Raw genomic sequence first — 13,860 nt, 5'->3', positions numbered from 1 at the left:
GCTATGAAATATAGGGTCCTGCAACTCGCCTCGGCGCTGGCGATGGCCGGCGCCGCGCTGGCGGCCCCCGCGGCGCAAGCCTGCGACCGGGTCGCGGCCGCGCAGAGCGACAGCCAGCGGCTGCGCACGCTGATGGCCGAAAGCGACGCCGCCTTCCTCGACCGGAACCCGCGCGCGGCGTTCTATCGCGGCGATTTTTCCGATGCGGGCAGCCTGGGCGACTTCTCCCCCGCGGCCTATGAAACCGAACGCGCGGCAGCGATGTGCGACATTGCCGCGCTCGCGACGATCGACCGCGCGGCGCTGACGCCGGGCGAGCAGATCGCCTACGACACCTTCCGTTATTCGAAGGAGCGTATGCTCGCCGCCACCGAACCGGCGGTGCTGCAGACGATCCTCGCGCTGCCGCTCGACCATTTCCAGGGCATCCAGGGGTCCTATCCCGGCCTGTCGGCGCCCGATGGGGTGATGCCCTTCGCGGCGGTTGAAGACTATGCCGACAATGTCGCACGGCATGCCGCCTATGCGCAGATGGTCGACGATGTCATCGCGCGCTTCGACACGGGGCTGGAACAGGGCATCACCCTGCCGCGGCTGACGGTGGAGCTGATGATCGAACAGCTCGACACGCAGCTGGGCGCGCCCGAGGATAGCAATCCCTATTACGCGCCGCTGCGCCAGCTGCCCGAAAGCTTCACCGAAGCGCAGAAGGGGCAGGCGCGCACTGCGCTGATATCGGCGGTCGAAGGCACGCTCTATCCGGCAATGCGCAAGCTGCGCGCCTATCTGGCGGACAGCTACCTGCCGCACGCCCGCGCCAGCATCGGTGCGACAGAGACACCCGGCGGCGATGCCTATTACGCCTACCGGATCGCCGAAATGACCACGCTGCCGCTGACCGCGGAAGAGGTGCACCGGCTGGGCCTGTCCGAAGTCGCGCGGATCAACGAGGCGCGCCAGCAGGCGATCGCCGAACGCGGCGACCGCCGCCCGCCGGTCTACAAGACCAAGGAATCGCTGCAGGAGGCATGGTATGAAGTCGGCCGGAAGGTCGATGCGAAGATCGGTCCGCTGTTCCTGCGCCAGCCCGAAACCGAGCTGCGGATCGAGCCATACGAACCCTATCGCGAACAGTTCTTCCTCGCCGCGTCCTACCAGCCGGGCAAGGCCGACGGATCGCGCCCCGGCACCTTCTATTTCAGCGGCTGGAATGCCGCCGAGCGCGAACTGAGCCCGTCCGTCCGGCTCTATATGCACGAAGGCAATCCGGGCCATCACTTCCAGGTGATGTTCGCGGTCGAGGACGAAAGCCTGCCAGATCTGCTGCGGCACGGCTGGTTCACTGCCTATGGCGAGGGCTGGGCGCTCTATGCCGAGAGCCTCGGCTACGAACTCGGCCTGTATGACGATCCGGTCGACCGGTTGCAGGCGCTCGAGGATGGCGAATTGAAGCGCGCGGTGCGGCTGGTGGTCGATACCGGCATCCACGCGCTCGGCTGGACCCGCGAGCAGGCGGTCGAATACATGGTCGAGAACGGCAACCCGCGCGACTATTCGGAAAACGAGGTCGCGCGCTATATCGCCATGCCGGGCCAGGCGCTGGGCTACAAGATCGGCGAATTGAAGATCAAGGAACTGCGCGCGCGCGCCGAAACCGCGCTGGGCGATGAGTTCGACATCCGCCGCTTCCACGAACAGGTGCTCGACAGCGGCAATATCCCGCTCACCGTGCTCGAAGCCAAGATCGACGACTGGATCGCCGCCGGCGGGAAATAGTCCGGTCCAAAAAAGCAGGGGCCGCGCGGTGGCATGCCGCGCGGCCCCTTTTTCATGCCCGTTCGGGGCGATCAGTCGTCGCTGGAAACACCGGTGGTGCCCGCGGGAAGAACGGGGCGCTCGGCCGGCAGCGGTGCATCGCGGTCGCCGGTCTTCAGATAGGTGTCGAACCAGCGCATCATGCGCAGGTTGTAATCATAGCGCGCGGCAGCCTTCTGGTTGCCGTGGCCTTCGCCGGGATAGAACACCAGCCGCACGGGCACGTCGGGCTTGCGGATCTTCATCGCACGGTACAGCTCAAGGCTCTGGCCCGGGTCGACGCGCGTGTCTTCCTCGCCATGCATGATCAGCAGCGGCGTGCTGGCCTTGTCGACATGGAAGATCGGCGAGATTTCGAGCATCGCCATCCAGTCGTCCCACGGCCATTTGCCGCTGTGCACATTGTACATCTCGTAAGGGATGTCGCCCGTGCCGAACTTGCTGACCTGGTTGGAAATGCCGACGAACATCACGCCCGCGGCGAATTCCTCGCTCCAGCGGGTGGAAGACCATGCCGTGGCATAGCCGCCGTAGGAGCCGCCGGTCACGCCGGTGCGCTCGCCATCGGCAATCCCCGCTTCGACTAGCGCGCGCTTGGCATCGACCAGATCGGTAAACTCGGGATCGGTGTAATTTCCCGTGTGCTGCTTGGAAAACGCGGTGCCGTAGCCGGTCGAACCGCGATAATTGGGCAGGAACACCGCATAGCCCTGGCCCGCGGCCACCTGGCCGGGCTTGGAATAGGCGGTCTGCCAGCCATTGCTGTCATGCGCTTCGGGTCCGCCGTGGACATTGAGGATCAGCGGGGCGCCGCCGCGCGGAGCGCCGCCGACGGGTTCGATCAGCACGCCCTCGACTTCCTGCCCGTCGCGCGCGGTATAGGTGAATGCGCGCTGCGCGCCAAAGTCGATCTCCGACAGCCAGGAATTGTGCTGCGTCCAGCGCTGGAATGCGCTGTCCTTCCACACGAACAGCTCGCCCGGGTGCTGCGGGCTGTTGGCCTCGACCGCCAGCGTGCCACCGCCGGCCTCGACGCTGGTGAGGATCAGCGCACCGCCGTCATGCTCTGCAGCCACCGAGCCATCGGCATTGTAGATCCGCAGCGCGCTTTGCGCGCCCTTGTGGATGACCGCGGCGAGACGACCGTCGATGAGCCATTCGGCATCGACCGCGGCTTCGGGCGCACCCGCATTGAGCGCACGATAGGCGCCGGTCGCGACATCGACCAGATGCAGTGTGGTCGCCGCTGGGTCGTTCATGTCGACGCCCGCGATCATCGACAGCTGCGTGCCATCGGGCGAGATTTCGATATCGCCGACCTTGCCGGGCGTCTCGACCACGCGCACCACCTTGCCGCTGGTGAGGTCGAGCACATGCGCGCGCTTGGCGGTATAGGCATCGTCGATCTGCGGGGTGGGCGCACTGTCGACCACTGCATGGCGGCCATCGGGCGCGACCTTGAAGGCGCTGACATAGCCGGGGATGGTGACCGGCTTGGGGTCGGCGTCCACTTCGCCCGCGACACGCGCGGAGAACAACCGCGTCAGCTTGGCTTCTTCCTCATAGACCACCGAATTGAATCCGGCCTTGGCCTCGCTTTCGCGCGCCTTGTCTTCCTCGGCACCCGCCAGCATCCACAGCGTGCTGCCATCGGGCGACCAGGCATAGGAGCGTACCGCAGCACCTTTTACTGCGGCCAGCTTGCGCTGCGCGCCGCCATCGACGGGTATGCCCCAGACAGCGCGCTTCTCGTCCTCGTCCGCCCAGACGAAGCTGACCATGCGGCCATCGGGCGAGAAGGTCACGCCCGATACATTGATATCGTCGGGCAGGAAGTCGCGCGCATTGCCCGGGCCAAAGGCCAGCTTGAGCTGCTGCTGGGTGCTCCCGTTTTTCTCGCCTTCGGTCACATCGGGCAGGCTGGCGGTGGTGTAGGCGATCCGGCTGCCATCGGGCGAAACGGCGATGGTGCCCACGCTTTCGAGCTGGGCAACGTCTTCCGGCGTCATCGGCCGGGCCTGCGCCTGCGCGGCAAGCGAGGCGGTAGCAAGCAGGGCGGCGGCGGTAAGCGGCGCGCGAAGGGTCATGGTCGGCAATCCTCTCCTGGGAAATGGTGAGGGCTGCTATACCGATGCTGCGCTAAGGGGCAAATCCGGGGGCGGTGGCGAGCACCGCGCGCTGCCCCGACTTGCGCGAACGCAGGATCGCGGCGCCCATTATGGCGAGCGTTACCCCCCAGAATATCGCGACGAACGGCGCGCCATTGCCCAGGGTCAGCCGGGCTACCAGCGTGACGAGGACCGCAACCGGGACACCGATCGTCGCGCCCCACCAGCCTGCGCGGATCATGGGGCGCGGGCGGCCCTTGCGCGCCTGCTTGTTGAGCCAGATGAAGGTCCCCGTCGTCACCACCACGCTCAGCGCGAGGCCAAAAACGATATAGGCGATCTTCACCGGCAGCCCGCCGTAATTGCCGAAATGCAGCTTGTAGATCGAGGCGGCGAATTGCTGGCCGGTGGCGCCATCGGCAAGGCCTGCGGTGCCTTTGAAGCTGCCATCCGCGCCGAAGGCGTAATACTCGCCGAAGATCAGCCGCCGCTCGTGCTCGCCGACCACCTGGACATGCTGGCCGCGCGTGCCGGGATCGTGGAGGATCAGGTAGGAGACGCGCACTCCGGGATATTCGCGGTCCATATAGGTCAGCACCGGGGCCACGCTGGGTATCGGGGCAGGGGCAGCGTCACCCTCGGGCTCCGAACCGAAGACCGGTGCCAGCGCCGCATCGCCATCGCCGTCATAGGCGGTTTCGGCAAGGCTGGCGCCCGAGACGTAGAACAGGCCGATCATCGCCCCGGTCAGCGCGATCACCAGCGCGAAGGGCAGCGTCCACACCGCCAACCGGTTGTGCCAGTCGAGTGTTGCGACATCGTCGTTCCGCCGCGCGCGCAGGCGGAAGGCATCGCGGAAAATCCGTGGATGCGCGACGATGCCAGACACCGCGAGCGCGACGATCATCGCGCCGAACATGCCGACCAGCGTCATCCCCAGGACCGGGGGCAGGTTGAGCGCATAATGCAGACCAAGCAGGAATTCGGCCCAGGCGTTTTCCTCGGGCGCGGCGATGGTGCCATCCGCATCGACATGCACCGCCTGCGTGTCGGTGGTGACCGTCGTTCGCGGCAGCGCCTCGGTGGGCATATGGACATAGAGATGCGTGGTCGGCGTCTGTCCGGCTTCGGTCGCCACGACATTGGCAATGGCGCGCTCGACCGCCTCCGGCGCGATGCTCTCCATCTCGGGCGCGCTCGGCTGTTCGAACCGCTGCCATTCCTCATACAGCACGATGGCAGTGCCGCTGACGCAGATGAGATAGAGCAGCGCGCAGCAGATCAGCCCGATCGCCGAATGCGCCGCGATCCCCCGGCGGACAGTGTCTTTCGAAAACAGCGCGGTCATGGCCGGCTCCCCAAAGCAAGCAGTGGCAGCGATGCAGCGATCAGCGGCACGGCCAGCATCGCGATTTGCGGCCGCCGGTTCTCGGCCATCAGCATGGCGAAAGCGAGCAGCGGCCAGAACAGCGGGACCAGCGCGAGTACCATCACATTGGCATCCGCCTCTGCCACTGGCCAGGCGAGCGCCACGGTGCGCATCCCAAGCGCGAGCACGACCGCCACCGCCAAAGCGACCGGTCCGGTCAGCGCGAAGGTGATCACGCCCCGGCTCAACGTGCCCGGCGCAGATGCGGCGGCGGCGCTTTCGGGTTCGGCGGCCCGGCGCGGCGTGCGGGGTTGTTCGAACGCGGCGTGGGTCAGGACCAGGCAGGCCATGGCGGTGGCCACCAAGGCGGCGACGGCGACGCCCCAGGCGCCGCTCGCCATGCCCGCCGCGATGCAGCCCGCGGCAAGCGCGGCCCAGCCGAGCATGTAGAGCTGCGGCGATTTGCCCCTCCGCCCCCAGGACAGGCGCAGCCCGGCCACGCCCGCCGCAGCAAGCGCGCAGCCGAGCCAGAGTGCGCCGTCTCCTGCCATCAGAAGCTGCCCCGCAGCGTCAGCGTGTAATTGCGCGGCGCGGCGTAATAGGCCTGCTCCCAATAGAGGCTGGTGAGGTACTTCTCGTCCGCGACATTGGCGATGTTCGCCTGCAGCTCGAGATTGTCGGTCAGCTGGTAACCGGCCTGCAATTGCAGCGTGGCATAGGCGTCCTGGTCGATCCGCCCCAGCGCGGTGTCGAGATAGACGTCGTCCTGCCAGCCCAGCACCGCGCCCAGCGACAGCCGCGTGGTCGGCTGCCAGCGCAGCGCGATATCGGCAGTGGTGCGCGGGACATAGGTGCGCACCTTGCCGTCATTGCCATCCTCGAGCGACAGATGCGTCAGGCCGGCCTGCAGCAACAGCCCTTCGGCCAGACGTCCGGTGATCTCGAACTCGACGCCTTCGCTGACCACGTCGATGCCATTGTAGAGCGTCTGGCCGGTGGCCGGATCGAGCCCGGCGGATTCGGCGATGTTCGACTGTTCGGCACGGAACAGCGCCACCGTGCCGAGCAGCGCCCCGTCGGCGGTCTGCGCCTTGAGGCCGATTTCCATGCTTTCGCCCTTGGCCGCGCCCAGCGGGGCATAGTCGGTCCCGGTTTCGTGCTGCGGCAGGAAGATGTCCGAATAGCTGGCGTAGAGATTGACCCCGTCGATCGCCTCAAAGGTCACGCCCGCGAACGGGCTCAGCGCGCTTTCGCTGCGGCCGAAGTCGACCCCGTAGCTGACGCCCTCGGATTCGACGTCGATGTAATTGGCGCCGCCGATCACGCTCAGCCGATCGGTCAACTGCAGCCGGGTCGCGGCAAATGCGCGCCACATGCGGTAATCGAAATCGGCATCGACCTGCACCGCGCCATAGGCGGGCCGGCCGACTTCCTCGCCGGTCCAGTCGGGCAGCGCGGGCAGCGGGCCCCAGGCGGGATCGGTGAACGGGGCCTGGCGTCCGAGATAGCCGAAGCTGGTGTCGCTATATTGCACGCCCACGGTCACATCGTGCTCGCGCCCGAACGCGCCGAAGCGGCCGCTCAGCTCGGTATCCGAAACCCAGCCGCCGGTGTCGTATTGATAGGCGCCGGGATAGCCCAGCAGCCCCAGCCCGGTGTCGCGATCGGGCGTGCCATAGACATAGAACAGTTCGGAATCGCTGGAGGTGTCCTGCCGCGTCAGCACCGTCTTGAGCGTCCAGTCCTGCGCGAGGTTCCACGCCACTTCGGCAAAACCGCGGGTGTTGGTCGTGTCCCAATAAGTCCAGTCCTGCGTGGTCGAGGTGCCGGCGGGATAATCGGTCGGCGTGCCATCGGTGAACAAGAGCGGCAGCGCGCCCCACAGCACGTTGTCGGCATTGTTCTGCTGGTGCGAATACCCCATCGCGAGCGACAACGTCGGGGTAATCTCGCCCGCCAGGATCAGCTGCCCGGCATAGCGGTCCGAGGTGTAGTCGCGCAGGTGCGAATCGCCCGTGGTAATCGCTCCGGTGGCGCGCAGGCCCCAGCTGCCGGTTTCGTCCAGCGCGATGTCGAGATCGGCCTCGCCGCGGATCGTGTCCCACGACCCATAGCTGAGCGCGGCCGAACCGCCGGTTTCGCCGGTCGGGCGGCGGCGGACGAAGTTGATCGTGCCCGCCGGATTGCCGATCCCCGACAGCAGCGCATTGGCACCGCGCACCACTTCGACCCGCTGGTAGAACACCGTGTCGAGCGCGCCGCTGGTCGGGCCATAGACATTGGGCGTCGCCAGCCCGTCGACCATCAGCCAGCTGATGTCGAAGCCGCGCGCGGTGTAATAGGTGCGGTCGGTTTCGACCTGCTCGACATTGATTCCCGGGACCACTGCCAGCGCGTCGTTGATCTCGTCGAAGCCGAAGTCCTCGATCAGGTCCTGGCCGATGACCGAGACCGACTGCGGCGTGTCGATCACTTCCAGCGGCAGCTTGGTCGCGCTGCGCGGCGGGTCTTCATCGCGTTCCCCCAGCACGACGATACCCGGTGCGGCAGTGGCGCTGTCCATGGCCTCTTCGGCGAGCGCGGGCGCGGCAGCGAACAGGCAGGGAGCAAGCGCGGTGCAGGCGAGCAGGCGCGCGGCGGGGGAAGCGGTGGGCATGAACGATTTCCTCATCTGAACTTTTCGTGCCGCTATTGCGAATTAATCGCACGAGTCAAGGATAGTGAGAATCATTTGCAAATAAAGCGGCGGGTGCGGCGTTTTTCCCTCGCTGGACGCGGCGCGCTAACACGCCTACAACCACGCCATCCCCGGGGAGCCTGCTCAGGCTGAGAGGGGCGCGTAGCACCGCCCGACCCGTCGAACCTGAACCGATTAGCATCGGCGGAGGGAGTGGGCGGTACCCGTGCAGGGCCCTGCTCTCCATCCGTCGCGAGGAGAGATTTCGCATGGCCGACGGTATCGATATTCCCGCTTGGATCGCCCTGTTCGTCGGGCTCTATTCGGCCAGCGCCGCGATCGGCGAATTGCGCCATCCGGGCGGCTGGGCAGGGATGGTCGCGCATTTCGAACGCGACATGGGCCTGCGCTTTCTCACCGGCATCGTCTGTCTCGGCCTTGGCGCCGCGATCTACCTCGTCTCGCCCTGGCGGCCCGATGATTGGCTCGCGGTGCTGGTCACCGTCATCGGCGGCGGGATGGTCGTCGAGGGCGCGCTGATCCTCGCCTTTGGCGACAATTTCCTCGCTTTCGCGCGGCGCCTGATGGGCGCTGCCAACCGGCTGTGGGCCGGTCTCTCGCTCCTGCTCGGCGCGGCGCTCATCGTCGCCGCGCTGCTGCGTCTCTAACGCTTCTCGCTCTTTTTTAAGGAAGGTCCATTCATGGCCGACATCAACTCCAAATTCGACATCGGCGTCACCACCGGCCCCATCCGCGGTAGCCGCAAGGTCCAGATCGGCGCGAAAAGCGGCAGCGGCGTGCGCGTCGCCATGCGCGAGATCGACCTCGAGGGCGGCGAACCCAGCGTGCGCGTCTACGACACCAGCGGCCCCTATACCGACCCCGATGTCACGATCAACATCCGCGCCGGCCTCGAACAGAAGCGCCGCGAATGGATCATGGCGCGCGGCGATGTCGAGGAATACGCCGCGCGCGAAGTGAAGCCCGAGGATAACGGCCAGCTCGGCCCCGACCGGTCGGGCGGCGTCCCCGCCTTCCCCAATGTCGCCAAGACGGTGCTGCGCGCCAAGCCCGGCGCCAATGTCAGCCAGATGCACTATGCAAGGCAGGGCATCATCACCCCCGAGATGGAATATGTCGCCGAGCGCGAGAACTTGGGCCGCGAACAGGTCGCGCGCGAGCTCGACGGCAATTCATGGGGCGCCGAGATCCCCGAATATGTCACTCCCGAATTCGTCCGCGACGAGATCGCCCGCGGCCGCGCGATCATTCCCAACAACATCAACCACCCCGAAACCGAACCGATGGCGATCGGGCGCAACTTCCTCGTCAAGATCAACGCCAATATCGGCAACAGCGCGGTCGCATCCGATGTCGCTGCCGAGGTCGACAAGATGGTCTGGTCGATCCGCTGGGGCGCCGACACGGTGATGGACCTCAGCACAGGCCGCAACATCCACGACACGCGCGAATGGATCATCCGCAACAGCCCCGTCCCCATCGGCACCGTGCCGATCTACCAGGCGCTCGAAAAGGTCGGCGGCATTGCCGAGGACCTCACCTGGGAAGTGTTCCGCGACACGCTGATCGAACAGGCCGAACAGGGCGTCGACTATTTCACCATCCACGCCGGCGTGCGCCTGCCCTATGTCCCGATGACCGCCAAGCGCGTCACCGGCATCGTCAGCCGCGGCGGCTCGATCATGGCGAAATGGTGCCTTGCGCATCACAAGGAGAGCTTCCTCTACGAGCGCTTCGACGAGATCACCGAGATCATGAAAGCCTATGACATCGCTTACAGCCTCGGCGACGGCCTGCGCCCCGGCAGTATCGCCGACGCCAATGACGAAGCGCAGTTCGCCGAGCTCTACACGCTGGGCGAACTGACCAAGCGCGCGTGGGAGCAGGACGTGCAGGTGATGATCGAGGGCCCCGGCCACGTGCCGATGCACAAGATCAAGGAGAACATGGACAAGCAGCTCGAGGCCTGCGGCGAAGCGCCCTTCTACACATTGGGGCCCCTCGTCACCGATATCGCGCCCGGCTACGACCACATCACCAGCGGCATCGGCGCGGCGCAGATCGGCTGGTACGGCACCGCCATGCTCTGCTACGTCACGCCCAAGGAACACCTCGGCTTGCCCGACCGCGACGATGTGAAGGTCGGCGTGGTAACCTACAAGCTCGCCGCGCACGCCGCCGACCTCGCCAAGGGCCACCCGGCCGCCAAGGTCCGCGATGACGCGCTGAGCAAAGCCCGCTTCGACTTCCGCTGGCGCGACCAGTTCAACCTCAGCCTCGACCCCGAAACCGCCGAGCAGTACCACGACCAGACGCTCCCCGCAGAAGGCGCCAAGACCGCGCATTTCTGCTCGATGTGCGGCCCCAAGTTCTGCAGCATGAAGATCACGCAGGAAGTCCGCGAATTCGCGGCGAAGCAGAACTCGGACAGCTATCTCGCGAGCGAGAACATCAAGCGCGAGACGAGCGCCGAAGAGGCCGAGGAAGCGCGCGAGGGCATGGAAAAGATGAGCGAGGTCTACCGCGAGAAGGGTGAGAGGTTGTATCTGCCCGAAGGCGAGGCCGAATAATGCTGCGTCGAGCTTCCACAGCCGCTGCGCTGGCATTTGCGATTGCGCCTGTATCCGGCTTCGCCGAGCCCCCCACACCGTATGAGGCTGCGGCGGGCGAGTTGCGGCTGATCCATGTCTGGACCACCGATCCGGAAGCGATGATGGAAGCCTGGTCGCAGCCGACTCCTCCGAATCTGAGGGTGACCACCGAGGCGCGGCGAAACGAGCCAATCCATCAGTTCATCCTCTATGCGAATTGCAGCCGCGATGATCTGGGGCGGTGTCACCTCACCGCCCATGTTACGATCACCGCGCCGGATGGTACCGCATATGGCGAACCGATGATGTTCGAAGCGCTCCCACTTGGACCCAGTGCGCCACCCGGATCGATCGGCCTCGCTCCGCAGTCGATCGGACTGACGATCGAGGATGGCGAACAGTTGGGAACCTACACCGTCGAACTTGCGCTCACCGATGAGATCGGCGGCGTAACCGCGACCCACCCGGTGCATATCGAGGTGAGCGAGGCGGAGGCCGTCGCCGAGTAGCTCTCGGACCACGCGGTAGCTGCCCATCGAGGAAGCGCGCGAGGGGATGGAGAAGATGAGCGAGGTTTACCGCAAGAAGGGCGAGAAGCTGTATCAGCCGGAGGGTGGGGCCGACTGACCGGGCCTATCCGCCTCCGCCCTTGCTAGATCGCGCGCGCTGGCGCAGTCTCCCCTCCTTTGCGGGACAGGGGGAAGAACGATGCAGACCGGCTTTAACATTGCTGCGGGGCTCACGCTGGCGGCGTTGGCGGCCACCGGCGCGGGCGCGCGCGAGGCACCGCCCAAGCAGGTGCTGATGCCCGAAGATGCAGGCCCGCGCGCCTTCCAGGAGGAGGTCGGCTATTCCGAAGCGGTCATCCACGGCGACACCATCTATCTTTCGGGCGTGGTCGCGGGCCCGCTCGAAGGCGAGGAGGGGATGGAGCCCGCCTTCACCCGCGTGTTCGACCATTTGACCCGCACGCTCGAACGGCTTGGCGCGACATGGGACGATGTGCTGGTGTTCGATACCTTCCACCAAGGGCCGATGGGCCCGCAGCTCGACGCGCTGGTGCCGGTCAAGAACCGCTACATCAAGGCACCCTTTCCCGCCTGGACCGCGGTGGGCGTGACCGAACTCTACGAGCCGACCGCGCTGGTCGAGATCCGGCTCACCGTCCGAAATCCGTCTGCGGGCGAGGAGTAGCGCGGGGGTGCGCGACTTCGCCGCCAAGCCGAACTCGGACAGCTACCTCGCGAGCGAGAACATCAAGCGCGAGACGAGTGCCGAAGAGGCCGAGGAAGCGCGCGCGGGCATGGAGAAGATGAGCGAAGTGTACCGTGAGAAGGGCGAGAGGTTGTATTTGCCAGAGGGGAGTTGAGTAATGGCTCGAAAATCGGCCCGAGATAAGATTGACACCAACCTTGCCAAACAGGACGATGGGCTGAAGTGGTATTTCAGTGTGCTGCCCGAGGTATTGGATGGTGTATCAACCGCAAGCCCCGCCTTGGCATATAGCTTTCAATTGATCGAGAGTGGCCAGCGTATGGGCCTTTATGCGCTAATAATGCGCGAGTACCGTACAGACAGTGAATTGACTTGGAATGCAGTAGATCGAATCGACATTACAAGGAGGAACTTCCCGCTCCTCTTTCAAAAAATCTCGGGGAAAAAGCTTAGTAAGACTGGGCGTGAACTGATCGCCCCGGCGGAGTTCGTGCGTGATGCTATCATGCACGGCCGAGATAAGACCGAAGCGGAAATCCAAGAGGCAATACTCAAGTGTCTCGAGTATGCTGAATATCTCAACACGGAATTCTTCACAAAAGCCGGCTTCCGACCATTCGGAAAGCTGCAAGGCGTGACGAGCAAAAAGGGTGTGCCTCAACTGCCCCGAAAGATCAGCCAACTCGTTTTGGACGGACTGCTTCAAAAGATCGAGCCTGAAACAAAAAGCCCCGCAGAATAACTGCGGGGCGAAGTGGTGAGAAAAAGCCAAGGCGAAGCCTTGGCTATACGGCGCAGCTCACTGCTCTACGGCAGCGAGCGCCAGTGAGCACGAACGTGCTCCCACTGGCCAAAGCGGAAACGGACGTAGGCCATAACCCAAGTCATCGCATTTTCCTTGCGTTGGGGCGGCGAAGATGCGACCTACTTCTTTCCACAGAGAGTAAATCGAGGCGGCCGCCGCCCGAGGAGCCAGAGGCCCGGCCACTAGGTCGGGCCTTTTTGTTTCCGGCTATCGTTACCGGTCTCGTCTAACCATCTCTCATCGCATGCACCGCCTTTCTGCTTGTCCTTCTGCGGGACTCGGCAACAGCCTTTCAGCACACTTCGAGAAACCCGTCAACTGCTAACTGGCGGTTAGCGGTTGACAAGAGTGTTGCAGGCTCTACAACCTCTCTTCAGTTAGGAGAAACGCTATGGCGCGGATGCGAAGCCCGAACTTTCCTGCGATGACGTTGGAAGATGCAGTCAAGGCTGTAGAATCGATCTATGGCAAGAATCGAAAAGCAGTCATCATGCGCGAGGATGCGGCCAAGGACATCGGATACACAGGTCTCACAGGTCGCTCGATGCAGGTTCTCGGCGCGCTAGTACAATACGACTTGTTAGAGAATACATCCAAGGGGGAGTGCAGGGTAACCCAGATCGCCGAGGACATCTTGCACGGCATACCTGAAGAGAAGAAGAAAGAGGCTCTCCACAAGGCAGGGCACGCCCCAGCCTTGTTCCAAGCTGTGTTTGATCGCTTTGAGGGCGCAATACCCGGAGAGAATGCCGTCCGGTCTTTCCTGATACAGAGCGGCTTTACGAACGACGGTGCGGAAAAAGCACTCAAGAATTTTTTGGCCACTAACCGTTATCTAGAGATGAATGGCGTTGCCGAAAGTTATGGAAGTGAGGTCTCCGCTGCCTCAGCTTCCACTCCTGACTCGGATACTCAGGAGAAGGAAACTGTGGAACCATCACGAAATGAGCAGGAAACGGGCGGCAGGACAGCAATCGGCGCAGCGGTCTTTTGGAATAAAGACGATCTAGATTTCAACCTCTCGTCAGCAGGCTTGGCCGTGACCGGTGCTACGAACTCTGCATCGGAACTCAAGGCATTCATCCAGAAGCTAGAGGCTCTCGCCATTCTCTTGCCTGACGACGAAGAGATTGTGGACTAACGAGGGCACTCAGCCATCGCGCCGAGCCTTCGACAGGAGCTAGTATGGATAAGATCAGAGAGCGCTGCACTGCTTGTTGGGGCATGGGTTATCGATACGAGGCGGAGGACATTATTCC

The 13,860-nt window shown here is 64.4% G+C and carries 11 protein-coding genes, 1 pseudogene and 1 riboswitch; of the genes and pseudogenes, 8 read left to right on the top strand and 4 right to left on the bottom strand.

Annotation, left to right across the window (positions count from 1 at the left end):
- Window positions 1–3 precede the first annotated feature (3 nt).
- Window positions 4–1,776 carry a DUF885 domain-containing protein gene (locus N6L26_RS09620; protein ID WP_263605366.1) on the top strand — a complete coding sequence of 591 codons (1,773 nt, stop codon included), beginning with the start codon at window positions 4–6 and terminating at the stop codon, window positions 1,774–1,776.
- 71 nt (window positions 1,777–1,847) lie between these two features.
- Here the strand turns inward: N6L26_RS09620 and N6L26_RS09615 are convergent, their stop codons facing one another.
- The 4 genes from N6L26_RS09615 to N6L26_RS09600 are packed head-to-tail and all read right to left on the bottom strand — an operon-like array spanning window position 1,848 to window position 7,948.
- Window positions 1,848–3,902 (bottom strand): S9 family peptidase, encoded by a 2,055-nt coding sequence (locus N6L26_RS09615; protein ID WP_263605365.1) that lies wholly within the window; start codon window positions 3,900–3,902, stop codon window positions 1,848–1,850.
- Between the two features lie 52 nt (window positions 3,903–3,954).
- Complete coding sequence (locus N6L26_RS09610) at window positions 3,955–5,271, bottom strand: PepSY-associated TM helix domain-containing protein (protein WP_263605364.1); 1,317 nt, start codon at window positions 5,269–5,271, stop codon at window positions 3,955–3,957.
- Entirely contained in the window at window positions 5,268–5,843 is a 576-nt protein-coding gene (locus N6L26_RS09605) for a hypothetical protein (RefSeq protein ID WP_263605363.1), read from the bottom strand. Before N6L26_RS09605 ends, N6L26_RS09610 begins: the two co-directional genes overlap by 4 nt.
- Window positions 5,843–7,948, bottom strand: coding sequence for a TonB-dependent siderophore receptor (locus N6L26_RS09600; RefSeq protein WP_263605362.1), 2,106 nt, complete (start codon window positions 7,946–7,948; stop codon window positions 5,843–5,845). Before N6L26_RS09600 ends, N6L26_RS09605 begins: the two co-directional genes overlap by 1 nt.
- A gap of 143 nt (window positions 7,949–8,091) precedes the next feature.
- Window positions 8,092–8,200: riboswitch (TPP riboswitch) on the top strand.
- 38 nt (window positions 8,201–8,238) lie between these two features.
- On the opposite strand from N6L26_RS09600, the gene N6L26_RS09595 reads away from it, so the two are divergent.
- The 7 genes and pseudogenes from N6L26_RS09595 (at window position 8,239) to N6L26_RS09565 (ending at window position 13,742) form a co-directional block, all read left to right on the top strand.
- On the top strand, window positions 8,239–8,637 hold the full coding sequence (locus N6L26_RS09595; RefSeq protein WP_263605361.1) for a hypothetical protein: 399 nt from the start codon (window positions 8,239–8,241) through the stop codon (window positions 8,635–8,637).
- A 33-nt stretch (window positions 8,638–8,670) separates the two neighbouring features.
- The gene (gene thiC / locus N6L26_RS09590) at window positions 8,671–10,560 is read left to right on the top strand and encodes a phosphomethylpyrimidine synthase ThiC (RefSeq protein ID WP_263605360.1); all 1,890 of its coding nucleotides are present in this window, start codon (window positions 8,671–8,673) and stop codon (window positions 10,558–10,560) included.
- On the top strand, window positions 10,560–11,090 hold the full coding sequence (locus N6L26_RS09585; protein WP_263605359.1) for a hypothetical protein: 531 nt from the start codon (window positions 10,560–10,562) through the stop codon (window positions 11,088–11,090). Before thiC ends, N6L26_RS09585 begins: the two co-directional genes overlap by 1 nt.
- Window positions 11,091–11,289: 199 nt before the next feature.
- The gene (locus N6L26_RS09580; protein ID WP_263605358.1) at window positions 11,290–11,775 is read left to right on the top strand and encodes a Rid family hydrolase; all 486 of its coding nucleotides are present in this window, start codon (window positions 11,290–11,292) and stop codon (window positions 11,773–11,775) included.
- A 7-nt stretch (window positions 11,776–11,782) separates the two neighbouring features.
- Window positions 11,783–11,950: pseudogene (locus tag N6L26_RS09575) on the top strand (hypothetical protein); the annotation flags it as partial.
- Window positions 11,951–11,953: 3 nt separating this feature from the next.
- Window positions 11,954–12,538, top strand: coding sequence for a hypothetical protein (locus N6L26_RS09570; protein ID WP_263605356.1), 585 nt, complete (start codon window positions 11,954–11,956; stop codon window positions 12,536–12,538).
- A 454-nt stretch (window positions 12,539–12,992) separates the two neighbouring features.
- Window positions 12,993–13,742 (top strand): hypothetical protein, encoded by a 750-nt coding sequence (locus N6L26_RS09565; RefSeq protein WP_263605355.1) that lies wholly within the window; start codon window positions 12,993–12,995, stop codon window positions 13,740–13,742.
- Window positions 13,743–13,860: the final 118 nt, after the last annotated feature.

It is taken from the genome of Qipengyuania sp. SS22 (assembly GCF_025736935.1).
Taxonomy (GTDB): Bacteria; Pseudomonadota; Alphaproteobacteria; order Sphingomonadales; family Sphingomonadaceae; genus Qipengyuania.
Note: the sequence above shows the minus strand (reverse complement) of the source record. Positions and strands in the feature narration are given on the sequence as shown.